At 51.2% G+C, this 24,596-nt stretch carries 23 protein-coding genes; 19 read left to right on the plus strand and 4 right to left on the minus strand.

What is annotated here, in order from left to right:
• Positions 1 to 29: 29 nt before the first annotated feature.
• The 5 genes from PDUR_RS12615 to mtnN all read left to right on the plus strand — a co-directional run bounded on the left by PDUR_RS12615 (position 30) and on the right by mtnN (position 7,448).
• Positions 30 to 1,310 (plus strand): sugar ABC transporter substrate-binding protein, encoded by a 1,281-nt coding sequence (locus tag PDUR_RS12615; RefSeq protein WP_042206582.1) that lies wholly within the window; start codon positions 30 to 32, stop codon positions 1,308 to 1,310.
• Between the two features lie 71 nt (positions 1,311 to 1,381).
• Positions 1,382 to 2,728 (plus strand): sugar ABC transporter permease, encoded by a 1,347-nt coding sequence (locus PDUR_RS12620; protein ID WP_042206583.1) that lies wholly within the window; start codon positions 1,382 to 1,384, stop codon positions 2,726 to 2,728.
• A complete protein-coding gene (locus tag PDUR_RS12625; RefSeq protein WP_042206584.1) occupies positions 2,725 to 3,564 on the plus strand; it encodes a sugar ABC transporter permease in 840 nt (279 codons plus the stop codon). Before PDUR_RS12620 ends, PDUR_RS12625 begins: the two co-directional genes overlap by 4 nt.
• A gap of 93 nt (positions 3,565 to 3,657) precedes the next feature.
• Positions 3,658 to 6,120 (plus strand): glycoside hydrolase family 31 protein, encoded by a 2,463-nt coding sequence (locus PDUR_RS12630; RefSeq protein WP_042206585.1) that lies wholly within the window; start codon positions 3,658 to 3,660, stop codon positions 6,118 to 6,120.
• 242 nt (positions 6,121 to 6,362) lie between these two features.
• A complete protein-coding gene (gene mtnN, locus PDUR_RS12635; protein ID WP_052410202.1) occupies positions 6,363 to 7,448 on the plus strand; it encodes a 5'-methylthioadenosine/S-adenosylhomocysteine nucleosidase in 1,086 nt (361 codons plus the stop codon).
• 60 nt (positions 7,449 to 7,508) lie between these two features.
• On the opposite strand, the gene PDUR_RS12640 is transcribed toward mtnN, so the two are convergent.
• Positions 7,509 to 8,180, minus strand: a complete 672-nt coding sequence (locus PDUR_RS12640) for a DNA alkylation repair protein (RefSeq protein ID WP_042209317.1) — start codon at positions 8,178 to 8,180, stop codon at positions 7,509 to 7,511.
• Between the two features lie 163 nt (positions 8,181 to 8,343).
• Here PDUR_RS12640 and PDUR_RS12645 point away from each other — a divergent pair, with 163 nt between their 5' ends.
• From PDUR_RS12645 to PDUR_RS12685, 9 genes are all read left to right on the plus strand, one after another.
• Complete coding sequence (locus PDUR_RS12645) at positions 8,344 to 8,952, plus strand: DUF1349 domain-containing protein (RefSeq protein WP_042206586.1); 609 nt, start codon at positions 8,344 to 8,346, stop codon at positions 8,950 to 8,952.
• 23 nt (positions 8,953 to 8,975) lie between these two features.
• Positions 8,976 to 9,734, plus strand: coding sequence for an exodeoxyribonuclease III (locus tag PDUR_RS12650; protein ID WP_042206587.1), 759 nt, complete (start codon positions 8,976 to 8,978; stop codon positions 9,732 to 9,734).
• 115 nt (positions 9,735 to 9,849) lie between these two features.
• Positions 9,850 to 11,082, plus strand: a complete 1,233-nt coding sequence (locus PDUR_RS12655; protein ID WP_042206588.1) for an aminopeptidase — start codon at positions 9,850 to 9,852, stop codon at positions 11,080 to 11,082.
• 331 nt (positions 11,083 to 11,413) lie between these two features.
• Positions 11,414 to 11,815: a chemotaxis protein CheW gene (locus tag PDUR_RS12660; protein WP_269079218.1), complete on the plus strand. Its 402-nt coding sequence runs from the start codon at positions 11,414 to 11,416 to the stop codon at positions 11,813 to 11,815.
• 39 nt (positions 11,816 to 11,854) lie between these two features.
• Positions 11,855 to 13,480: a methyl-accepting chemotaxis protein gene (locus PDUR_RS12665; protein WP_042206590.1), complete on the plus strand. Its 1,626-nt coding sequence runs from the start codon at positions 11,855 to 11,857 to the stop codon at positions 13,478 to 13,480.
• 123 nt (positions 13,481 to 13,603) lie between these two features.
• A complete protein-coding gene (locus PDUR_RS12670; RefSeq protein ID WP_042206591.1) occupies positions 13,604 to 14,191 on the plus strand; it encodes a TetR/AcrR family transcriptional regulator in 588 nt (195 codons plus the stop codon).
• A 68-nt stretch (positions 14,192 to 14,259) separates the two neighbouring features.
• Entirely contained in the window at positions 14,260 to 14,994 is a 735-nt protein-coding gene (locus PDUR_RS12675) for a glycosyltransferase family 2 protein (protein ID WP_052410203.1), read from the plus strand.
• 135 nt (positions 14,995 to 15,129) lie between these two features.
• Positions 15,130 to 16,332 carry an ABC transporter substrate-binding protein gene (locus tag PDUR_RS12680; protein WP_052410204.1) on the plus strand — a complete coding sequence of 401 codons (1,203 nt, stop codon included), beginning with the start codon at positions 15,130 to 15,132 and terminating at the stop codon, positions 16,330 to 16,332.
• 157 nt (positions 16,333 to 16,489) lie between these two features.
• Positions 16,490 to 17,038 carry a GNAT family N-acetyltransferase gene (locus tag PDUR_RS12685; protein ID WP_042209320.1) on the plus strand — a complete coding sequence of 183 codons (549 nt, stop codon included), beginning with the start codon at positions 16,490 to 16,492 and terminating at the stop codon, positions 17,036 to 17,038.
• A 112-nt stretch (positions 17,039 to 17,150) separates the two neighbouring features.
• Here PDUR_RS12685 and PDUR_RS12690 read toward each other — a convergent pair whose 3' ends face one another.
• The gene (locus PDUR_RS12690; RefSeq protein ID WP_042206592.1) at positions 17,151 to 17,570 is read right to left on the minus strand and encodes a GNAT family N-acetyltransferase; all 420 of its coding nucleotides are present in this window, start codon (positions 17,568 to 17,570) and stop codon (positions 17,151 to 17,153) included.
• Between the two features lie 247 nt (positions 17,571 to 17,817).
• On the opposite strand from PDUR_RS12690, the gene PDUR_RS12695 reads away from it, so the two are divergent.
• From PDUR_RS12695 to PDUR_RS12705, 3 genes are read left to right on the plus strand one after another with little or no spacing between them, the layout of a single operon-like run.
• Positions 17,818 to 18,807 (plus strand): iron-hydroxamate ABC transporter substrate-binding protein, encoded by a 990-nt coding sequence (locus PDUR_RS12695; RefSeq protein WP_042206593.1) that lies wholly within the window; start codon positions 17,818 to 17,820, stop codon positions 18,805 to 18,807.
• A gap of 11 nt (positions 18,808 to 18,818) precedes the next feature.
• Entirely contained in the window at positions 18,819 to 19,829 is a 1,011-nt protein-coding gene (locus PDUR_RS12700; RefSeq protein WP_042206594.1) for a FecCD family ABC transporter permease, read from the plus strand.
• Positions 19,829 to 20,833: a FecCD family ABC transporter permease gene (locus tag PDUR_RS12705; protein WP_179945209.1), complete on the plus strand. Its 1,005-nt coding sequence runs from the start codon at positions 19,829 to 19,831 to the stop codon at positions 20,831 to 20,833. The genes PDUR_RS12700 and PDUR_RS12705 overlap by 1 nt, the downstream gene beginning before the upstream one ends.
• A gap of 118 nt (positions 20,834 to 20,951) precedes the next feature.
• On the opposite strand, the gene PDUR_RS12710 is transcribed toward PDUR_RS12705, so the two are convergent.
• Both PDUR_RS12710 and PDUR_RS12715 read right to left on the minus strand, forming a co-directional pair.
• Complete coding sequence (locus tag PDUR_RS12710; RefSeq protein ID WP_042206596.1) at positions 20,952 to 22,637, minus strand: methyl-accepting chemotaxis protein; 1,686 nt, start codon at positions 22,635 to 22,637, stop codon at positions 20,952 to 20,954.
• Positions 22,638 to 22,759: 122 nt separating this feature from the next.
• Positions 22,760 to 23,311 carry a helix-turn-helix domain-containing protein gene (locus tag PDUR_RS12715; protein ID WP_042206597.1) on the minus strand — a complete coding sequence of 184 codons (552 nt, stop codon included), beginning with the start codon at positions 23,309 to 23,311 and terminating at the stop codon, positions 22,760 to 22,762.
• 220 nt (positions 23,312 to 23,531) lie between these two features.
• Between PDUR_RS12715 and PDUR_RS12720 the strand changes: the two genes are divergently transcribed.
• Positions 23,532 to 23,933 (plus strand): DoxX family protein, encoded by a 402-nt coding sequence (locus PDUR_RS12720; RefSeq protein ID WP_042206598.1) that lies wholly within the window; start codon positions 23,532 to 23,534, stop codon positions 23,931 to 23,933.
• Complete coding sequence (locus PDUR_RS12725) at positions 23,933 to 24,592, plus strand: alpha/beta hydrolase (protein ID WP_042206599.1); 660 nt, start codon at positions 23,933 to 23,935, stop codon at positions 24,590 to 24,592. Before PDUR_RS12720 ends, PDUR_RS12725 begins: the two co-directional genes overlap by 1 nt.
• The last annotated feature ends 4 nt before the right edge of the window (positions 24,593 to 24,596 follow it).

Below are 24,596 nucleotides of genomic sequence, written 5' to 3' on the forward strand. Positions count from 1 at the left end.
TCATCTACAAACTAAAGGAGAGATTTGAAATGACAAAGAAATTGGGACTTCTCGCACTTTGTATGATGTTGATATTTGTGCTCTCGGCCTGCGGCGGCAAGCCGGGTTCCGGGGCAGAGAATTCGGGAAATGCCGCCGCCGATTCCGGCGGGGAAGCGGTAGCGGAAGGGACGGAGGAATTAACGCCGGAACCGGGAGCGGAGTTGACCTTTTGGACGATCAAGGATGGTTTCAGCGATTACGCCGTTCAAGAGTTTGAAAAGAAATACAACATTAAAGTAACGGTAGAAGACGTTGCCTACTGGGACAGCGTAGCCCGTATGACAACGGATGGACCGTCCGGTACGGGTGCCGATGTATTCGGGATGACGAACGATTTCCTTGGTGGGGCTGTCAATGCCGGCCTTGTATTGCCGAACGATTATTTTGAAGAAGATACCAAAACCATCAATCGTAAGCTGGCTGTTGACGCATCGACATATGAGGGGATTCTGTATGGTTATCCTCGTTCAGTTTATACGTACGGGCTTTATGTCAATAAAGATCTGGTGAAGGACGCCAAGCTGGATACATGGGACGATGTCATTGCGTTTTCGAAGAAATTTAATGACGTTAAAAGCAATAAATACGGCTTCATGTTTGACAGTGGTTCCTTCTATCTCTTTAGCTTTCTGACCGGTTACGGCGGTTATATATTTGGCAGCAATGAAACGGACCCGACGGATATCGGCGTTAACAATGAAGGGTCGGTTAAAGGCATGACATTCTTAAAATCGCTAAAAGACATTTTACCGTTCAAATTGACCGACATGACCAGAGACGCGAAGAATGGACTTTGGGAACAAGGCAAATTGGCCATGAATTTGGATGGCAGCTGGGAAATCGGCAAATACAGCAAGCTTCCGTTTCAAGTAGCCGTTATCCCGCTGCCGGCCATGCCGGAAGGGAAAGCTCCGGTTACACTGGCGGGAACCACTTCGTATTATGTGAGCACGTATTCGAAATATCCGAATGCGGCGAAGCTGTTCGCCAATTTTATTACCTCAAAGGATATGCAGATTAAAGATAACGAATTAATCGGCTCCATTCCGGCTGCCGAAGGAATTGACGACAGCATTAGAAAAGATGAAATCATGCAGGGCTTCTTAAAACAGATAGAAAGCAGCCGCATGTGGTCAAGTCTTCCGGAAATGCAATACTTTGGGCAATACATGGACCCGGCATTTGATGCGGTTTGGAACGGCGCCGATGTCAAGGCGACCCTTGACAAAGCAGCGGAAGGCATGAAGACAAGCATAGGGACGAAATAAGCGGAGATAAAAAAAGGGGGTCATCCGGGGCTTTCCGGGTGATCCCTTACTTGGATAGGAGTTGAAAGGAGATGCAGCAGCTGGCGATTGGGTCTAAGTATCCCGAACCTTCCAAAAAGTTCAGAAAAAAGGCCGCCCTGTTATCCGTTATCGCGATGGGACTAGGCCAGATCTATAACCGGCAGTATGTCAAAGGGTTCCTTATGCTGGCCTTTTACGTGTACGGCATATTTACAGCGGTGACAAGTCTGCCCCATGCGCTTTGGGCGCTCGTCACGCTTGGTGAGACGGAGACTCACCTGCAGAAGGTCGGAAGAATATACAAGCAGGTCATGGGCGATCATTCGATCTTTCTAATGGTCGAGAGTTTGATCACGGTGTTCATCATGCTTGTGCTGATTTGGCTGTATATAGCCGGCATCAAGGACGCTTACCGGACCGGCAAGCTGCGGGAAGAAGGCGTTAGGCCCAATACGTTCAAGCAGACGCTTAGCTTTGTGGCGGCATACCGCTTCCCGCACATCGTGCTGGCCGTTCCGATACTCGGTGTCGTGTTCTTCACGGTGATGCCGATTATTTTTATGATCCTGGTAGCCTTTACCGACTTCACCCGGGAAACCATGCCGCCTGCCCATCTGATCAACTGGGAAGGACTTCAGGCATTCAAGGAGCTTTTGCGCACCAAGGCATGGAGCCACACCTTTTACAGTGTGACATTATGGACGTTTATCTGGGCATTTTTTGCGACAATCACGGGCTACTTTGGCGGATTCGCGGCGGCGCTGCTTGTGCAGTCCAAGGGAATCCGGTTCAAATCGTTCTGGCGGACGGCTTTCATTCTGCCCTTTGCCATCCCGATGTTCGTCTCCACCCTGATCATGCGCAACATCTTTAACGGACAATTTGGACCTGTCAACCAATACCTGGGCATGCTCGGGATCGCCAAGGCTCCCTGGCTGTCCGATCCTCTCTGGGCAAAGATCACGCTCGTCTTGGTCAATTTCTGGTTGAGCTTCCCGGTCTCCATGCTGATGATTATCGGAATCCTGTCCACCATACCGAAAGATATGTATGAAGCGGCGGATATCGACGGTGCGAGCGGCTCCCAGAAGACGCGTCTGATCACTTTTCCGATGGTGATGTATTCAATGGCGCCGCTGATTATCATGCAATTTGTTGCTAATATCAATAACTTCAATATTGTATACCTGCTGACGAACGGCAAGCCGCTTAACGGAGACTTCCAGTTCGCCGGACATACTGATATCCTGATCACCTGGCTGTTCAAGCTGTCCATGGAGCAGGGGAAATACAACTATGCATCGGTAATCGGAATCTTCATCTTTATCGTGCTCTCCGTATTTGCCATTTGGAATGTCCGCCGCACCAAAGCGTTCAAGGAGGAGGATGCTTCATGAGACCCGGAAACCAAGCGAGAACGACGATCCGGCTGTCTTTCAGCTATATCGCGCTTATTCTTCTTACAGCCTTCTGTGCCTATCCGGCCCTGTGGGTGCTGATGTCATCTTTTCGTACCGGAGACGCGCTGTTCAGCGATACGATCCTGCCGGCTTCTTATACGCTCAGCCATTATACCGAATTGTTCGCCAAGCATCCGTTCGGCGTCTGGTACATGAATACGCTGAAAATTGCGGTCTCCAGCATGATTCTCGGCACGATTCTTACCCTGCTCACCGGTTACGCGTTCTCGGTATTTCGTTTTACCGGACGCAAAAATCTGATGAGCATCCTGCTGGTGCTCGGATTGTTCCCCGGATTTATGAGCATGATCGCCATCTATATTTTGCTCAATCAGATGAATCTGCTGAATACGCACACGGCTGTCGTGATCGTATATGCGGCGGGAGCGCCGCTGTATTTTCTGTTCGCCAAAAGCTATTTCGACACAATTCCCCGAAGTCTGGTGGAAGCCGCGCGGATTGACGGAGCCGGGCATATGCCGATATTCTTTCGGATCGTGCTCCCGCTATCGACTCCGCTCATAGTGTACACTGCGCTTATGACCTTTACCGGGGCGTTCACCGACTTTATCTTTGCCAAGCTGGTTCTTCGTTCGCCGGACAAGAAGACGCTTGCGGTCGGTCTGTTCGACATGATCGGCGACCGTTTCTCGAATGAATTTACGATGTTTGCCGCAGGCTGCGTATTGGCTGCCGTTCCGGTTACCATCTTGTTCATCCTGATGCAGCGCTTCTTGGTAGACGGATTAACGGCTGGGGCAGACAAGGGATGAGCACGTTGCTTTAAATATAAATTTTAACCAATTTAGCCATAAAGTGAAGTTCAAGGATATTAACGTTCAACTAACGTTCAGGAGGATCAAGACATGTTAACCAGCGAACAGATCAGTCCCGATAAAATACAGGCCGATTACGCAGCCGCGTTCACGCAAACGCTCGGACGCGTTCAGGCCGTTACTGCGGAAGGTGGGCTCGTAATTTTCACTTGTGAAAATGGCAAACTCGCCGTCGGCAGGGTACGTACAGGAATCATCCGGATCAAGCTGTTCGCCGGCGCCGGGCCTGAAGACCCGATTCATCTGCGCACCACGGAGGCGGTCATCGGGTACGACGAGAATTCCGGCGGGAAAGAAGAGGAACTTCAGGTAAGCGACACCGAGTCCGCCTATATCATTGAAACGGATGGCATAACGATTGAGGTCGCTAAACATGACAGCAGCCTTCGATTCCTGAATGAGTCCGGGCAGATTATGGCGCATAATCCGCTGCTTGCTTGGAATGAGGACAAGGCGGCGGCCGCTCTGTTCCAGGCAACGGCGAATACGCATTATTACGGACTGGGGGAGAAGACGGGGTTTCTGGACAAACGGGGAGAGCGCTATGAAATGTGGAACTCTGATAACTTTAGTCCGCATGTGCCGGAAATTGATGCGCTGTACCAGTCGATTCCTTTCTTAATCGTGGGCGAGCCGGGGAATGCCTATGGGATCTTTCTGGATAATCCGGGGAGATCGGTATTTGACATGCGCGGCTCGGAGCAGGCGTTCTCAATCCATACGGAAACGGGCGGGGTGGATTATTACTTCATCGCCGGACCGCAAATCAAGGATGTGGTAGGGCGCTACACCGCTCTTACCGGACGGATTCAGCTGCCGCCAAGGTGGTCCATCGGTTATCATCAGTCCCGCTACAGCTACATGGATCAGGAGGAAGTATTGGAGCTGGCCCGCACTTTTCGTGAGAGGGAAATTCCGTGCGACGTCATCCACCTGGACATTCATTATATGAATGAGTACCGTGTGTTTACGTTTGATCCGGTCCGATTTCCCGATCCAAAAGCGATGATTGCGGAATTGAAAAGCTTTGGCATCCGAATTGTGCCCATCGTTGATCCGGGGGTCAAGTTCGATCCGGACTATCATGTTTATCAGGAAGGGGCGGATTCGGGTTTCTTCTGTATGAAGCCGGACGGTACTCCATTTATCGGTCCGGTCTGGCCGGGTCAAAGCGTATTCCCCGACTTCTCGGAAGCGAAGGTTGGCGAATGGTGGGGAAGTCTCCATCGTTTCTATACGGAGATGGGGATCGAGGGCATTTGGAATGACATGAACGAGCCTTCGGTCTTCAATGAATGCAAGACGATCGAGCCGGATACGCTTCATGGCAATAACGGCCATCCGGCAACGCATGGAGAGATTCATAATCTCTACGGCATGATGATGTCCAAAGCGACCGCGGAAGGGATGGCTAATAATCTGGACGGACGCCGTCCATTCGTGCTGTCGCGCGCGGGCTACGCCGGAATCCAGCGCTATGCGGCTGTCTGGACGGGCGACAACCGCAGCTATTGGGAGCATATGGCGCTTGCGATTCCGATGGTGCTTAATCTGGGACTGTCGGGCGTAGCCTTCGCGGGTCCCGATATAGGGGGATTCGGCCATCACACGACCGGAGAACTGCTGGCGAGATGGACGCAGATGGGAGCGCTGTTCCCTTTTTGCCGGAATCACAGCATGATTGACACCGTTCGCCAGGAGCCTTGGTCCTTCGGCACCGATGTGGAGAATATTTGCCGGGATTACATCAGCCTGCGCTACTCCTTGATGCCGCTGATTTATTCCGTATTCCGGGAGGCTGCCGAGACGGGGATGCCGGTCATAAGGCCGCTGCTGCTGGAATACCCGGACGACCCCCATACGGTGAACCTGTGCGATCAATTCCTGCTGGGAGATCAGATACTGGCGGCTCCCGTCTATCGCCCCGATACGTATCACCGTGTCGTCTACCTGCCTGAAGGGAACTGGTTCGATTACTGGACGGGCGAAAGAAGACAAGGAGGCAGTCACTTTATGGCCCACGCTCCTTTGGATACGCTGCCGCTGTACGTTAAGGAAGGGGCAATCATTCCCCGTACCGCACCGGCTGCATCGACCGAGTTTCAACGCTCGCCGGAGCTGCTGCTGGATATTTATACACCTGCAAGCGGCGAAGGCTCCTTTGACCTGTACGATGATGATGGAACGACTTATGCATTTAAGGACAACTCCTACAATCTGTACCGGTTGACGGTGGAAGGAGCGGAGGGAGCCGTAACATTGCGCGTTCATCCCGCTAGTCACGGCTACGCCGAGGGCTGGAAGAAATGGACCGTAACGTTTAAGCATCTCCGGTTTGCCGGGTGCCGCTTGGATTTCGGGACGGAAGCGCAGGACCGGGAAGAACTGGAGGCGCTCGCCGAGGGATGGCATTTTGACCGAGCCGCCGGTGAACTGACCGTGGTAATGGATCAGCCTTTGGAGGATTTGGAGCTGGTCGTTAATGCTCTGTAAAAAGGCGGAATGACCGCTGTCTGTGCTGATCAGACCTGTTAACTTTTATGCATTATGGTGTGAATAAAAATTACATGAAAATAATAATAATCCATAAGTTTACAACGAAATTTAGATTGGATAACAAAATATACCTGTTTTTTTGTGCGGATTGACATAAAGCATGTTATGTAATTGACGCTAAAGCTGACGTGCGATTATCTTCTAGATGTTGAAAATATAACTCTATGAGGTGATCGCAGGTGAAAAAATGGTTATTATTCAGTTTCGCATTTCTTTTGATTCTTATGCCTCTGCAAGTCCAAGCCGCGAGCAGTCAAGTGGTCCGGCCAATCGCTGTGCAAGGTGCAATGGACATGGAAGTCGATTATTTCCTGAAGCAAATGGGCGATTATAAGACGGAAACATTCGGTTCATATCATTTTTATTCCGGCAAAATCGAGGGTGTTCCGGTTGTCGTCTCCCAAACGAATATCGGTATGGTGAACGCCTCCGCTTCAACCACGCTCTTAATTGAGAAATATCATCCGAAAGCGATCATCAACCAGGGAACGGCGGGCGGTCACGACCCGGCACTTCACAAGTTTGACATCGTGGTTGGCGAAAAATCCATTAATTACGGCTGGTTCCAATCCGCACATCGGGACGCCGGGGCGGGAGTTGACACCGGTAGCTGGAAGGTGCTTACAGAGCCGGTTGAGCCGGACCCTGAACTGTATAAGACGGCAATGAGCGTAGCGGACCGGTACCAGCACGGTAAAGTGGTCTCTGGAGTAATCGGCACTTCGGACGCATGGAACAGAGAACTCGACCGCATTAAGGAACTGCATGATACTTTGGGCACAAGTGCGGAAGAAATGGAGACCGGAGCGGTTGCCGAGGTAGCCAAGACGTTCAATGTTCCTTTTCTGGGCATCCGGATCTTGTCGAATTCCGAATTGTATGCAGAGGATTTCGATCCGAAATCGGCTGACTACTGCTCCGAATTCGTCATTGAAGTGATCAAAGAAATCGAGAGCGGCGTGACCTTCTCGGACAAGCTGCAGGTGTATGCGGATGGTAAAGAAGTGGTTGGGCTTCTCGGACAATATGTGAACGGTGAAGCGCTGGTTCCGCTGCGCGGCGTTCTGGAGAGCCTTGGATCGGATGTGACATGGGACAGCGCCAAGAAGCAAATCCATGTTGTTCACGGCGGCAAGCACATTCCGGTCAAAGCCGGCGAGACGATGGTCAGCCAGGGCACAGCATGGATCGAAGTGGACTCGCTGCAAAAGATATTCGGCGTGAAGACAGATGTCCTTGGCTCAAGTGTATACATTTATGAATAACTGATCTTACGCCCTAACCGTTCTGCGGTTCATGAAGAGCTCTCCCTTACCGGGAGGGCTCTACTGCGTTTGTTCGGCTCTCATCAGCCACTTCAGTCCTTCTCTCCGGCTCAGCGGCTTCAATTCCTCTTGCTCAATAAATGCCTCGACTGACGCGGGATTGCTCTTGGAATACTCCCTCAAAGCCCAGCCGATCGCCTTTTGAATGAAAAATTCATTGGACGCCGCATGCTCGCGGATATAGTGGTACAGCAGCGTCTCATCCGTTGCTTCCTTATAATGAAGCTGAAAAAGAATAGCTGTGCGGTTGAGCCACATATTGTCTGAATGGAGCCATTTCTCGCCATACTCCGGCTGCAGCTCGGGGTATTTGCGCAGCAGAAACCCGGCGGCGTTTGAAGCAAGTAGATCGACCGTATCCCACCAGGAGTGCCGGGTGATGCAGGCTTCGATCATGGGGAGGTCGGCGGGTTCCAGCTTTTTTCGCAGGGATTGCGCGATATCCACCCCGCAGTATTGATACTCGCGTTCGGGCAGTTCCCACAGCAGAGGAATCCATTCTTTTTTCGGCGGATTCGCCGTCAGGAAGGTCTTAAGGACTTGTCTGCGCAGGGGAGTTCGGACGCCCAAAAAAGGAAATTGATTCCGTTGATACGCGCTCATGGCCGGCGCCGCGTCCGGGTCCCGCAATTCCTCAAGTTCCCGAACCAGCAGCTTAAGGTCTTCGCTCATTATTTTCGTTCCTTTCTCCATAGAAGAGTTCGGTGTATTCCTTATTGGCATAGTTCAATCATTTTACCATGAGCGGGTCGGATTGCCATACTCCAGCATTCCACAGATAATGGAAGTAACGATGGAAAACTGCTATTCTTAATAGCGTCAGGGGGAATGCGAAGTGAAGATTCAAACGATAAACTGGCCGGACGGAATCTGGACGAACCAGCCTGTATCCAGCAGCGTTGACCGCGAAAGACTGATTGTTGAAGCCGCAGAGCGCAGCGACTATTGGCAGCAAACGATGTACGGCTTTCAGCACGATAGCGGCCATGCCCTGCTGCATTCATGGGAGAGGCAATATGCTGCCGAGGTCAGCTTTAAGCTGGACCATTTCTCCGAATTATATGATCAGGCGGGATTAATGTTATGGCATAGCCCATCCCAGTGGATCAAAGCGGGGATTGAAATCAACGATGGCGTTCCCCATATTGGGGCTGTAGTAACCGATACATACTCGGACTGGTCTTTGTCCCCTGTGCTTGAGTGGGCTGGAAAAGAGATCACCATTCGCGCGTCGCGGCTTAATGATGCCGTAATCATCAGAGCTAGAGCAGATCGGGATGCTTGGCGAACCGTCAGGGTTGCCCGTTTTCCGTATCCGTCTGATGTGCAGGCCGGTCCTTTTCTATGTGCGCCAACCAGATCAGGGTTCCAGGTTACATTTACCCGCTGGGTGCTCACGAGTCCCGATGAGGACATCCATACCGATCCGCCCGCAGAAGCATGAGAAAGTAAGGAGCTTAAGAAATCATGAAACTGATATCTTGGAATGTCAACGGGCTGAGAGCCTGTGTGAACAAAGGGTTTAACGAGTATTTTGCGGAAGAAGACGCGGATATCTTCTGTGTGCAGGAAACGAAGCTGCAGGAAGGGCAAATCACCCTGGACCACGGGGAGAAATATAGACAGTATTGGAATTATGCCGTTAAAAAAGGGTACTCCGGAACCGCCGTTTTCACCAAAAAAGAACCTCTGTCCGTCTCCATCGGAATTGAGGGAGAGGAGGAGACGGAAGGGAGAGTCATCACGCTCGAATTTGAGGGCTTCTATCTCGTCAACGCCTACAGCCCCAATGCCCGGCGCGACCTTTCGCGGCTGGCCTACCGGCTGGAATGGGAAGATCGTTTCCGTGCTCATCTGAAGCGCCTCGACAAGCAAAAGCCGGTTGTCGTATGCGGGGATTTGAACGTTGCGCATCAGGAAATCGATCTGAAGAATCCGAAGTCCAACAACGGCAACTCCGGCTTTACGCTTGAGGAACGGGGGAAGATGACCGAGCTACTGGCCTCGGGCTTTATCGATTCGTTCCGGTATCTGTATCCGGATAAAAAGGACGTCTACTCCTGGTGGTCTTATATGCCAAAGGTGCGGGAGCGAAATGTGGGCTGGCGGATTGACTATTTTCTCGTATCGGAAAGGCTGGCTCCCGCTATTGCCGATGCCCGGATCGAGTGCGCGGTTATGGGCAGCGACCATTGTCCGGTCGTTCTGGAACTGAACGGATTTTAAGGAACTTCGGTGCCCGCAGTACCGGATCATTTGAGATGGGGAGATCCTAGCGGGCGGAGTTGTGATACACTAACAGGATGCGGTTCAAAACAGAACGATCGGAGGATTAGAGGGCATGACTTCTTTTGAACAGATGCTGGATAAATACGCAAACTTGGTTATCAAAGTGGGAGTGAACATTCAGCCCGGACAGGTGCTGATGGTCCATGCTCCGCTGGAGACCGCCGAGCTGACCCGGCTGATTGTGGCCAAGGCGTATGAAGCGGGAGCCAAATACGTCATTGTGGATTGGGACGATGAAGCGGTTACCCGAATCCGTTACGAGAAAGCGCCGGAGGATTCCTTCGGCTACTACCCGCAGTGGCATGCGGATATGCTGGAGAAATTCGCTGAAGAGGGCGGCGCGATCCTGCATATTAAAGTGCCCGATCCAGAGCTGCTTCGCGGCATCGATTCGGCTAAAGTGTCAGCAGCCGTCAAAGCGGCGGCGGTTGCCCGTCAGAAGTACCAGGCCTATACCCGAAACAGCCGGATCAGTTGGTCGCTGGTCAAGGCTCCGACCCGGGCCTGGGCCGATAAAGTGTTCGCCGATCTGCCGGAGGAACAGCGCATTGACGCCATGTGGAAGGCGATCTTCCAGATGAACCGGGTCGAAGCGGAAGGCGATCCCGTCGCCGCTTGGCAGAAGCATATCGCGAATCTGAAGGAAAGCCAGGAGAAGCTAAACGCCAAGCGTTACAAAAGTCTGCATTACCGCGCGCCGGGAACGGATCTGCGAGTCGAGCTGCCGGAAGGCCATTTGTGGCGGGCGGCAGGCGGGGAGAATGAACAAGGCGTCTATTTTGTCGCCAATATGCCGACGGAGGAAGTGTACACGATGCCGCACCGTACCGGCGTGAACGGAACTGTAAGCAGTACAATGCCGCTTAATCTGAACGGACGGCTTGTGGACGGAATCAAATTGACTTTCAAAGAAGGTAAGGTAACGGAATTTGACGCTTCCACCGGACGAGAGCATCTGGCCTCGCTGCTGGAGACGGACGAAGGCGCATCCTATCTGGGCGAGATGGCCCTTGTGCCGCATGATTCGCCGATATCGCGGCTGAACCGGATTTTTTACAATACGGGCATTGACGAGAATGCCTCTTGCCACTTTGCGCTCGGCAGCGCTTATCCCGTCAATATCGAGGGAGGAACGAAGCTTAAGCAGGAGGAGCTGCTGGCGAAGGGGGCAAATGTCAGCCTGACGCACGTGGACTTTATGATCGGATCGGCGGAGCTCGATATTGACGGCGAGCTGCCGGACGGAACCGTCGAACCGGTGTTCAGACAAGGAAACTGGGCGTAAGCGGGGCGATACACCGCTTAGAAACGCCAGTTGATTAATACGGAAATTTGAATTAGGGCAAGCCGTTTACAGACTGATGTCTGTATGAACGGCTTGCCTTTTTCAATTTAGCCGCCCAGCCGCACATACTCGGCAGCCGGAGCCGCTAATGAATCGGGTTTCAAGATTTCGCGGAAGTGATCTTCACAAATTTATCGGCTAAATCATAATTTAGGGCAGAAGGCCAGTTCGTTTTTAAGTGTGAATTGCTGAAAATTTTTAAGATCAGTCTGAGAAAGGTCCTGATTAAAAGGAGGGAAAGGACATAGACACTTTACAGGGCGAGCAGTTTATTGAGCTTTCAGTTGGATCAGAAACATGCGCACTTCGAATTAAAGACATTCACGAGATCATCAAAATGCAGGGCGTAACCGATATTCCATTCAGCAAACCCACAGTTAAAGGCGTAATCAATCTTCGGGGCAGGATCATTCCGGTAATGAGTCTTAGGAACCTGCTGGGGATGCCGGATGAGTCTTACACCAAAACATCACGAATAATCATTATATGCCGCCATGAAGAGCTCATTGGATTAATTGTAGACAAAGTCAATCACATCACGGCATATGAAGAGATTCATTCTCCACTCAGCGCGGCATATGAAGAAAGCAGTCATGGAGTATTTCTAGGAATTGCGAGCCGAGGCGAGCAGCTTATTGGCATACTGGAGCTGGAAGGGCTACTGGGCAATTAGAAATCAATTAACAAAGTGATTAGCCTGGGAGGAAATCATATGAAATGGTTCTATAATTTTAAGACCGCTGTTAAGCTTCTGTTGGCTTTTTCCGTGCTTGGCATTATGGTATTGTTCGTAGGTCTAATCGGTATAAAGCAGCTCGGGGAAATAAACAGCCGGCTCAATGACATGTATCAGAATCATCTCCTGGCAATCAAGCCGCTCATGGAAACTAAAGATTTATTCAACCAATCGAGAAATGAATTACGTAAGTTATATATGAATAGCGGAAGCGAGAGCTCATTAACGATCAAATCACTGAGAGACGACATGACCGCTGCCAGCGAGAGACTGGAGGAATTCAAGAAGACAGAGCTTACTGCGGAATCCCAGGAACAATTGACGGTATTGGAAACGGCTCTGGACAGCTACAATCGGTCTGTTGATGAAATCATTCAAATGGCGTTAAGCCACCAAAACAACCAGCTGCTTCGGCAGCTTAATGATCCTAACGGAGTATATGCTCAAGGAAGAGATGACACCTTAGCCGCGCTCGATAAGCTAATTGATATCAACGCAGGCGAAGCACAAAGGGCTGAGCAGGCAGGGAAAGAGGCGTTTGCCTCAGGCCGGGAGCTTGTTTATTGGATTACTGCAGCGGCGTTGGCTGTAACTATCGTTACGGGTATTTTTGTTTCCGGCATGATATCTAGACCTCTTCGAAAAATAGGGAGCGTTGCCAAGCAAGCTGCAGAGGGAGAACTGGGAATCGCATCAGGCATAGGCACAACAGACGAGGTTGGAGTAATAGCAAACGCCGTGGATACGATGATCCTAAATGTGCGAAAAATAGTAGACAGCATTCTTCTGGGCGCTGAAAGCTTGGAGGCCGCTTCGAAGCAAATCTCCGTTACGAGTAAGGAAATTGCCGGAAGCAACAGCAATCGGGCAGAGTCTGAAGGTAAGATTAATGTTTTGTTCAGAGAATTGACTGAAGTCATTAACTCGGTAGTGCAGAATACCCAACAGGCTGCCGAGCTTTCCGAACAAAGCGCCCGAATAATCGATAAGGGCACGGAAGTAGTCAACATCTCGCTGAACAGCATGAATGACGTTCGTGTCCATATGGCGGAGCTTGAGAAAAACTCGCTTGTGATCGGCCGCATTGTCGAAATGATAGAGGATATCGCCGACCGGACCAACCTGCTTGCTCTTAGTGCGGCCATCGAAGCCGCCCGGGCCGGAGAGCAGGGAAGAGGCTTTGCAGTAGTTGCCGACGAGGTTCGGAAGCTTGCGGAAAGCAGCAGTTCGGCTGAGAAAGAGATCATCGGCATGATTAAGGGCCTTCAGGAAAAAATACAGCTCAGTGCAGCTGCCGTACAGGAAAGCGTGACTTATTCCCATAAGACAGCCGAGACCTTTGGAGATATTCAAAAAATAGTCAGTGAAGCGGGAGCGAAGGTGACGAACATCGCCGCTGCAAGCGAAGAGCAATCCGTTCAGGCTGCTGGCGCCTGGGATGCAGTTGAGAGTATCATGGCGGCAACGAAAGTAGCGGCAGCAGCCAGTGATAAAATGGCAGTGACGGCTCAAACCTTAGCTCAAATGGCAGATGAATTGCAGAAATCTGTCAGTATCTTTAAGATTGACCGTCATGAGGAGACTGAGCGGGAATCGGAGTGAAAATAATGGAAGGGATGGGAGGCGGGAAGTCTCCCGGTTACTTCCAGCTTGCCAAAGAGCGGAATTTATTTTATGATCACTTTAGTACAATCGTTCTATATCTAAGGGGAGCAGTGAGGAACAGTGGCCAAGAGAAGCTACGACAGCGAACGGGTCCGGCAGGATGTGCTGAAGGAAGCCGAAGGGCTGTTCTCGCGAAAAGGGTATACCGCCACCTCGATCGCGGATATTTCCAAGGCGACTGGACACAGCAAGGGTCATATTTATTATCACTTTAAGAGTAAAGAGGAGCTGTTCGTTGCTTTGGCGCAGCAGACGATTCGAAGCTGGGGGGAGCGCTGGCGGGAGCGCGCTTTAACTTGTTCCTCTCCTTCGGATAAACTGTACGCCATTGCCGATTTCGTGATGAACAACTATAAGCAGGATCTGCTGAAAGCGGGCCAGGAGCTGGCGGCGCTTAGGGATGTGCAGATGTCCACCTTGCAGGCGCTGTATGGTTTGGCGAGCACGCCGATAGGGGCTTACCACGAAATCATTAGCGAAGGAATGGCAAGCGGCGACTTCAGGCAAGGGGACGCGGAGCGGCTCAGCCTGCTGTTCAGCGGATGGCTCGGCGGTCTCAATGCGTACGTGCACACACTGGACAAGGAGTCGCTGCAAGATTTGTACCGGGAGACGGTGTCCTTGTTTCTACGGGCGATTTCCGAGTAGGGAACCCGTATTTTTTTTCGGAAGATTAGAACGTTCGTACAAATTTAAAGCGAAAAGGGGAATGCCGCATGGAATGGTTGTATTGGCTGCTTTCGGGTATAAACGCACTGATGTGGGGAGGCATGGCGTTATTGTATACGGCCAAGGTTGCACAGATCGGTAAACTGTACAAGACGGAGGTGTTGCCGCTGGAAGAGCCCCCGCTGATCTCGGTGATCATCGCCGCCAGAAATGAGCATAAAGCGCTGGAACGCTGCATCCGCTCGCTTGCCGGTCAGACCTATTCGAACCTTGAAATTATTGCTGTAGACGACCGCTCTACGGACAACACCAGGGCGATAATAGAAGAGATGGCCGCCAAGTATCCTAATGTATCCGGAGTATATATAGAGGAGCTAGCGGAGCATTGGATGGGAAAAAGCCATGCCTTGTACGAGGGAGTTAAGCGGGCGAATGGAGAGTGGCTGCTGTTTACGGATGGGGATATCCTATTTCAACCGGAATGTGTATCCAAGGCGGAGGCCTACTGCCGGAAGGGGCGGCTCGATCATTTAACCCTTATTCCCGATTTCCACGGCAGTCATTTGTTCTCGAAATGGTACGGCGCATTTATCTTTCTTAGCGCGTCATCCTTCGGCATGCTCTGGAAGGTGAAGAATCCGAAAGCGCCGCAATCGCTCGGTATCGGAGCTTTTAATCTGGTCAAGCGCAGTGCCTACGAAAGAATCGGCACACATGCGGCTTTCTCCTATAACTCAACGGACGACGCGACGCTTGGTAAGCGAATCAACCAAGTGATTTGAAAAACCTGAAATCCTGAGAGCAATTTTATTAAGTATGACATTAATCACGCCCTTTTTGTAAAATTTTTAAGAAAATCTAAGGAAACATGAAAAGTCATCATAGAGGAGGCATCACAAGCTAAAGGAGGCCAGAAAATGGGCGCAATCAGAACGTATTTGAAGCTTGGCGAGTTATTGGAACGTTATCCGGACAAAGAGGGTGTGCTTAAGGAGTTTTTTGATGCGGGCTCGTCAGAGGAGCTGCTTCACCGTTACGGAGCGGACGCTTACCTGAACCGGATGCTGAAGAGCGAAGCGAAACCGGGGGATACCCTGCTGTCGCTGCTTAATGAGGGGGAGGAAGACCGGCCGCTGCCATCAGCGGGAGATCTTGACTTTCTGGGAATGACCATCTGTTTGATGCGCCAGCGGTTTCAGGCTTGCTTCGATGATTGGATGACGGATTACCGGGAAGAGACCGGCGGAAGCTTCAATTGTTACCTGCCCCGAAATTGCGGAAGCGGCAATCCATACCGGAACGTATGGCTGGCTGAGAACGTCCGTGACTTCCCGGGCATTGTGAGCGGCTGCGGCTTTAGCGATTTTTTCCGTGCTGAGTTCCGGGACAATCTGCTGAAAAAGAATGTGTTTCAATCCGTCGACATGCCGATCAATGCTTCGCTTTCCCAGGAACTGATTGATCCCTTTGGCGCTTATACGCTGTATGGAATCTATCCCTATGTGATGATGATCGACGAGACCCGGATCGGTTCGCTGCCGCGTCCGAGAGAATGGGCTGACTTGATGAATCCCGTCTACGAGAATAATGTCATTGTCATCGGTTCCACCGAAAAAGTATCGGAGCTGCTGCTGATGTACACGCATAAAGAGCATGGCGACGAAGGAATACGCCGGCTAGGCGTGACAATCAAGGACGGGTGGCATGGTTCCAAGATGGCTAAGACCGCGGGCAGCGGTTCCACAGAAGGCGCGGCGATTTATGTGCTGCCTTTAGGTTTTGCCCGGTATAGTCCGAGACCGGATAAAGTAACCATCGTGTGGCCGGAGGACGGAGCGATCTCGAATCCGCTGTTCATGCTGGTCCGCAAAGACCGGTACCGGGATCTTGAGCCGATTGCGCGCTATATGACCGGTCCGCAGCTTGGCCGCGAGGTGGCCGCCTGCTCCTTCCCGGCGCTTAATGCCGAGGTGGACAACGGACTGCCGCCGCATGCCAAGATGAAATGGCTGGGCTGGGAATACCTGCGTTCCGTCGATCTTCAGCAGCTGAAAGGCCATACTCAATCGCTGTTTCAGCAGAATTGGAAAAGAAACTCCCGCGTGGAGATTTCCAAATAAGGAGTATACTGTGTGATTTATAAGAGGGTGTCTCAGCAGCCATGCGAATGGCGGTTAAGGCACTCTTTTTATGGACGCTCCTTTAGCGGAACGTTACTCTAATCGCTGTTATGTCCAATTTTTTCAATCCACTAAAGTTTGAAAGGAGTATGTAATGATAATAATTAACCAACGGGAATTCTGCGTAAATGGGCTAAGTTATACGGTTAGATCTGCTATTGTTACCGATGCACAAGCTTTGTCAGAAATAAGAGTGCAGATCGACGGAGAGACTGAAAATTTGGACAGAGAGCCGGGGGAGGCGTTCATAGACACACCCGGGTTTGAACAGATTATTAAAACGGATACTGAAAATACGAGGAACCTATTTTTAATTGCGGCAGTTAATGATAAGATCGTTGGATTTTCAAGATGCGAAGGAAATCCGTTGAAACGATTCTCCCATAAGGTAGAATTTGGAATATGTGTATTAAAAGATTATTGGGGATATGGCATTGGGAAAAATCTGTTAACAGAATCGATTTCATGGGCTGACTCGAATGGTATTAAAAAAATAATGTTAAATGGTGTGCTGGAAACAAATGATAAAGCCATTGAACTTTATAAAAAGCTTGGGTTTGAAATAGAAGGGATTTTAAAAAAAGACAAAGTTCTTTCGGACGGAAAATACTATAACACCATTGTTATGGGAAGATTTAATGAATAAACAGAGGCATATTGCCCCTGTTTTTGTTTATTCCTGACGTGTAACATTTTACTGAGACATACAAACATTTAAAGAATCCTCACGATCAACCCAGAGAATTGCCTCGTCAGTCTCATCGTTCCAATCTCATATATATGCTTCTTTCACGAAACCCGAGCGACTTCCAAAATGCATAAGCTCGTTCATTCCAGTATATTACCTCGATATCCAGCCTGTCCGTTTCCAGAAAATTCAACAACTTACGGAAAGCCGCCTGCCCATAGCCTTGTCTTCTGCAGTGCCGGCAAACAAAAAAATGTCTTACATACAGCGGGCTGCGGCCATGATGGATTAGGGCGTAGCCTTTGACATCTTCGTCCTCTGAGAACAGATACGCTTGGTAATCCCCATCCAAAAAATTCTTCATCCGCTCCTTTAGTTGAACGGTATCCATCTTGTTATCATGCTTCTCGTCTTCGATCAACTGCCGGTTAAGTTCCGCCAACAGCTCCAAGTCGGTCTCCGAACAGGTCTTTATTTTCAGATTGTTCACTCACTCTTCCTCCTAAAGCAGCATCCTGCTTACCCATAATACCGCTATACTTTCCATTTTAAGTTATCACGGGAGCCGCACTGGCTTCAAGCGAATGGCAGTTTCAAAGTGTGCGGCGGGTAAATCGCGAGATATGCTGTTTTAAAGATTGACATAAGGAAGCGAAGAATTTAAAGTATATATCGTTGATAGTGATAATCATTATCACTAATACATAATTAATATTCATTCCTAGGAGGAAAGAGAAATGATGAAATTATGGTTCCCGGTTCTGATTCTGATGGCGATTATTGTCAGCTCATGCGGCAGTAGCAGCGGCAATTCCGGCGGCGTGGCAGCGAGCAGCAGTCCAACTTCCGGTAATGCTTCAGCGACGGCTAGTCTAGAAAGTACGGCCACAGCTGAAGCCGGTGCGGCAAGCAACACAGGCACAATTACTTACCAGTCCGAGAACGGTCCGGTTGAAGTGCCGGCGAATCCGCAGCGCGTCATTGTGCTATCGTCTTTTGCAGGTAATGTGCTGTCGCTGGGCGTCAACCTGGTGGGGGTTGATTCGTGGAGCAAAATGAACCCCAATTTCGAGGATAAGCTGAAAAATGTGGAAGCCGTATCCGATGAGGACCTGGAGAAGATTATCGAGCTGAAACCCGACCTAATCATCGGGCTTGACAATGTGAAGAATGTGGACAAGCTGAAGCAAATTGCTCCAACCGTAGTCTTCACTTACGCCAAGGTCGATTATTTGACGCAGCATTTGGAAATCGGCAAGCTGCTGAATAAGGAGAAGGAAGCCCAGGCTTGGGTTGACGACTTCAAGAAGCGGATGGAAAAAGCAGGCGAGGAGATCCGGGCGAAAATCGGCGACAAGAGCGTATCGGTCATTGAAAATGATGCCAAGCAATTCTATGTATTCGGCGACCACTGGGGCCGCGGCACGGAAATTCTGTATCAGGGCATGAAGCTGAATATGCCGCAAAAGGTGAAGGACGCGGTGGCTAAAGACGGATGGTACGCGCTTTCGCAGGAAGTGATGCCGGAGTATATGGGCGACTATGTCATTTTCAGCCGCAGCTCCGCAATGGACAATGCTTTCCAGCAGACCGAAACCTACAAGAATATTCCGGCGGTCAAGAATAATCAGGTCTATGAAGTCGATGCCAGAGCCTTCTACTTCAATGACGCGCTGACGCTGGATTACCAGCTTGATTTTATTACCCGGAATCTTCTGGGCAAGTAAGCGGACCGGCGATGAAAGCTGAATCTGCACATTCCGGAGCGATTTGGGGCAAGCTGCTGGCGGCTTCATTACTGCTAATCCTGTCCTTTGCGGTTTCTCTTGTTGTCGGGGCGAAGAGCACAACGCTTCATGAAGCTTGGCTCGCGCTGACATCGCAGGCGGCTGGTGACAATATCACCATGATCCGCGAAATCCGCCTTCCGCGCGTAGCGGCGGGCGTCTTGGTCGGCGCCGCGCTCGCCGTGGCGGGAGCGGTCATGCAGGGTCTGACGCGGAATCCGCTGGCCGATCCCGGATTGCTGGGCATTACCTCGGGCGGAAATGCGGCGCTGGCCTGCGCGCTGGCATTCCTTCCCTCATTGGACTATTTCGGCATGACCGTGGCCTGCTTTCTTGGAGCCGCCGCAGGAGCCCTGCTCGTATTCGGGCTTGGAGCCGCTTCAAGGAACGGACTTTCCTCCGTTCAACTGGTGCTTGCGGGCGCAGCGATATCGGCACTGTTGACTGCTGTTGCCGAGGGAGTCGCGCTGCTCTTCAAAATATCCAAAGATGTATCCATGTGGACGGCGTCAGGTCTTGTGGGCACATCCTGGGGGCAGGTTCGCACCATTGCTCCGTTTATTATTATCGGAATTTTGGTTTCAGCCGCTCTGTCGAGATCGCTTACCATCCTCAGCCTGAACGAAACGTCGGCAGTTGGACTTGGTATGAGGACGGCTCAAATCAAGACCGTACTCTATGCGATGATCATTGTCCTCGCGGGGGCTTCGGTCGCGCTTGTAGGGAATATGGCGTTTCTTGGCCTGATGATTCCTCACATCGTCAGAACATTCGCCGGAACCGACTACCGGTCCATAGTGCCGCTGTCGGCCCTATGCGGAGCGGCATTTATGCTCCTGGCCGATACGCTGGGACGGATGGCCAACGCGCCGTTTGAAACGCCTGTCGCGGCGATTGTTGCGATGATGGGATTGCCGTTCTTCCTGATCACCGTGCGGAAAGGAGCGAAGTTTCTGTCATGATCAGGGACTCTAATCTCAAAAGACAGCGAACAGTACTTCTGATGCTGTTTCTGCTGATTGCGGCAACACTGTTCATCGGTATGGGGACAGGCAGCTCGTCCGTCTCTTACGGCCGTATTCTGCCGACTCTGTTCGGCGGCGGCTCCTTCAAGGATGAGTTTGTCCTGTTCTCGATCCGGCTGCCGCGCATGCTCGTCACTCTATTGTCGGGAATGGCGCTGTCACTGTCCGGAACGATCCTGCAATCCATTACCCGGAACGATCTGGCTGATCCCGGCATCGTCGGGATTAATTCGGGAGCCGGGGTTGCGGTGGCGGTGTTCTTCCTCTATTTTCCGATCGACGCCGGTTCGTTTGCTTACGTGCTGCCGGTCGTCGGATTTGCCGGAGGATTTCTCGCCTCGGCGCTGATTTATCTCCTGTCTTACAGCAGAAGCGGAGGACTTCAGCCGATCCGGCTTGTATTGACGGGAATTGGATGCTCACTGGCATTGTCAGGAGCAATGATCTTCATCATCTCATCCACCGACCGGCAGAAGTATGAATTTATCGCTAAATGGCTGGCCGGCAGCATTTGGGGTACGGATTGGCCGTACATAACCGCGCTTGTACCCTGGCTCGTCATCCTGATTCCTTATATTTTGTACAAATCGCGGACGTTGAACCTGCTGGCGCTGAGCGAACAGGTAACGGTCGGGGTAGGCGTCAGGCTCACGGCCGAGCGGCTCGGTCTGCTGGCTGCTGCGGTTGCGCTGGCCTCGGCTGCGGTTTCCCTAACAGGCGGCATCGCCTTTATTGGACTTGTTGCACCGCATATTGCGAAATCGCTGGTCGGTCCCCGGCATCAGCTGTGTATCCCGGTCGCGCTGCTGCTCGGCGGCTGGCTGCTGCTGACCGCCGATCTTGCCGGCCATAATCTTGCGGCTCCGGACGGCATTCCAGCCGGTGTCATGGCCGCTTTAATCGGTGCGCCTTATTTTGCCTATTTGCTGCTGCGAAAATAACTCCAGGCAATGGCTGCGCCCGGAGTAACACGGAATCATAAAAGGCTGCGCCGCGATAGAGTACTCTAACGCGGCGCAGCCTATTTCGCTGTTGCTCCTTAATGGAGAGGTCCGGCCATCAAATTTTAAAGCGGGAGATCAGCGATTGGAGGTTTCCCGCCATACTGTTTAGGGATTCGGCGGCGGAACGCATTTCCTCGCCGGAAGCCAATTGTTCCTCGGTTGCTGCGGCAATTTCTTGCGTGCCCGCCGAAATGTCGCTTGTTCCAATTCCTACGGTTTCCATCGTTTGCGATACGGCTGTGAACTGGCTGCGCACAAGCTGCGCCGAGCCGGAGATTTCCGACGTTTTGCCGGAAACCTCGCTTATCGACCGCAGGATCTCTTGGAACTGATCCAAGCTGTGGCTCGTTATTTCGTTCCCTTCGGCGGTTCTGGCTTTGACGTCAGTCATGCTGCTCAGCGCCAGATTGGCGTTTTCGCGAATATTTCCGATTAATTCACTGATTTCTTTGGCGGATTCGGCGGAATACCCGGCCAGCTTTTTCACTTCCCCGGCCACTACGTTAAAGCCGCGGCCCGCTTCGCCCGCTCTTGCCGCTTCGATCGATGCGTTGAGCGCAAGCAGATGGGTCTGCTCGGAAATTTCGTTGATCAGCGAGGTAATCTCCGCGATCTTTACCGTCTGCCCGGAGAGCAGGGTTAATGTCGTATCCGCCTCGTCAACCGCCTGCTTGATATCATTCATTTTGTCACCCATTCGGGCAATGGTCTGCTCGCCGGCACCGGCCCGCTCTTGCATGCTAAGCGAAGCGGAGGCCATATCGGAGGAGTGGAGAGAAATGGATTCGATCCTTTCCAGTGATTCGCGCGTCTGGCTAGCATTAACGGCAGCAAGTTTATTTTGCTCGAAAGCTCTGTCGGCAATGGTCTGCATGGATCCGGCGATAAGCTGTGATGTGGACCTGGACTGCTCGACGCTTGCGAAGAATTGCTGCGATACGGAAGAGAGATGATTAGTGGCTTCGCCGACTTTTCCGATGATATCCCTTAAGGAAGCTACAAAGGCATTGAAACTTCCCGCCAGCATGCCAAATTCATCATTTTGAGCAATATGTATTGTTCTTGTAAGGTCGGCTTCACCCGCCGCGATTTCATTCATCTGCTCATTAAGCAATCTTAAAGGCTTCAAAATGATTCGCAGAAGCAAGATGGAGGCGGCTGTGCCAAGGATCACGCTTAAAACGGCGACCGCGAGCAAAATGGTTTGTGAGCGGGTCGAGTTTTCTTTAATTTGCCTCTCAACCGGGGCGGCCTCCTCTGCAAGAAGCTTAACCACCTTTTCAACGGCCGGATTTACATTTTGCTTCCGCAGGCTTCGCTCTTGATCGAAATGGACATTTTGGGCCTGCTGCACAGATCCGCTGCCGCGTAGGCGCACCATATCGCCGTTCAATTGGAACAGCTTTGATAGAGCGCTTTCGATCTCTTGCATCGCTGAGCCATACTTGCTCTTAAGAGCCGGGGCCATAGTTTGAAGCAGTTTGTTAATATAGTCGATCTTCGCTTGCATTTCCCCGGTAAATTCCGCCCCGCCGGTAAGCAAATATCCTCGCTCATCATTGGCCAGCCCGGCAAGCAAATATTGAACCTGCTTCATGTCCCGCTGCAGTTCATTTAGCTCCCGCAGCTCCTGCGCCTCATCCGCAATGGTACGGATTGATGTCACAGCCAAAGTACTGCTGCCGGTAAGCGCTGCAATCAGCAGCGCCACTAGTACGATTAATTTACTTCTGACTTTCATTTCCATTCCTCCCGGTCTTAATACTCTTATTTATATCGGGAGGTGTTACCCGCTTTGTTACACCACAGTGCTGAAAGATTCGTCAAAGTTCTACCGTCATCCGTCCCGCTTCATGGCGTAAGCTACATCAGCTTCCAGTCTTCCTGCTCCTCGGTATATACGGAGACGAGCACAAGGGCGGTATCTTCCCCTATATTTTGGACCTTGTGGGGAGTGCAGGCATTCCAGCTAAAGGAGTCGCCTTCCTCCAGCACCGCCGCATCCTCCCCCTGCTCGGCAAGAATCCTGCCCCGAATAACCAGATGCGTCTCCTCGCCTTCGTGGGCGCGGGGAGCTTCGCCGGTGGATGACCCGGGAGGGAACTCGACGAGCACCATCCGCATATTTTTCGTTCTGCTCAAATGGAATACTTTTAATTGCTCGGGTCCGCTGGAAGTTTGCAGGCGTTCCTGCTTCCGCACGATATGCATTTTTTCTTCTTTTCGCAGCAGGAGGTAGGCCAGCGGCACATTGAGTGCCTGGGCGATGCTTTCAAGTGTCGTGATGGACGGGGAGGTCTTATTCGTCTCGACCTGGCTCATGAATCCTTGCGACAGCCCGGTCTGTTCGCATATTTGGGCGATTGTAATATTTTTGCGCTTGCGTATGGCGCGGATTGTGGAACCGATATCCACAGGCAGTCACCTCGCTTGAAGTTATGTAGGGTTTCCAATATTTTAGCATTTTCGGCTGCGGAAAAACCAATTCAATTGAATAGGTACTAGGGAAATTGGTTAATAGATTACGAATAGTAAGAAACTATATTTATTATTGACAAAACGCATTTCTTCGATTATGTTTATTTACACAAAATAATAATTTGTATTACTTATATTTCGAGAGGAGAAATGAATAATGAAAAACACAGTGACGATTTTGATGAGAGTGGTATTTGGTGTCATTTTCCTGGCTCACGGGATCAGCAAGCTGCAAATGGGGCTCGGCAACGTAGCGGGATGGTTCGACAGCATCGGTCTTCCCGGATTTTTGGCTTATGTCGTGGCGTGGATTGAGCTCATTGGCGGGATCATGCTGATTCTGGGTCTGCTCACGCGCTACGTATCGGTGCTGCTGATTATCGTGCTCGTCGGCGCCATCTTTACCGCGAAGCTTCCTTCCGGCCTGCTTGGCAATGGGCAATCTGCTGGATATGAGCTGGATTTGGCCTACATCTTGATCGCTCTGTACCTGGCTGTTGCGGGCTCATCCGGCTTGTCACTGGACCGCGTACTCTTTCGCAAAGGCGAACAAAGCTGATGGATATCCCATACGAATACAGTGTTGTACTGCCGGATGGCTATAAGGAGGGCGAGCGGTATCCGGTACTGTTCGCTCTTCACGGGAAAGGCTCGAATGAGCAGGATTTGCTCGGTTTGGCAGCGCCGCTCAAGAGCAAGTTTATTCTGATCGGCATTCGCGGCGACCTGCCCTTGGGCCAAGGCTATCAATATTATGAGCTCCGAAGTCTCGGGAAACCGATTCGTGAAATGTTCGACCGGGCGGTTGTCCGGTTGGAAGCTTTTATTGAATACGCTACGGAAAAATATGCGGTTGATCCCGCGCGGCGCTATGTGCTGGGTTTCAGCCAAGGGGCGATTCTGGCGATGACGCTTGCGCTTACCATGGGCGATAGAATCAAGGGAATCGTGGCGCTAAACGGTTATATCCCTGATTTCGTAAAGAAGGAATACCCGCACCGCAGCGTGATGAACATGTCCATTTTTATCTCGCACGGCGAATTTGATCCTGTATTCCCGGTACTGATCGGCTATGAGACGGCGAACTATTTCAAGAACCTCAACGACCGTGTCGTCTTTAAGACCTACCCTAGCGGGCATGAAGTGACTGGGTCGAACCGCCAGGAACTGCTGAGCTTTTTGCTGGAAGATAGTCTTGGCACACATGTAAAGGAGTGAACCG

The organism is Paenibacillus durus, assembly GCF_000756615.1.
Classification (GTDB): Bacteria; Bacillota; Bacilli; order Paenibacillales; family Paenibacillaceae; genus Paenibacillus_AQ; species Paenibacillus_AQ durus.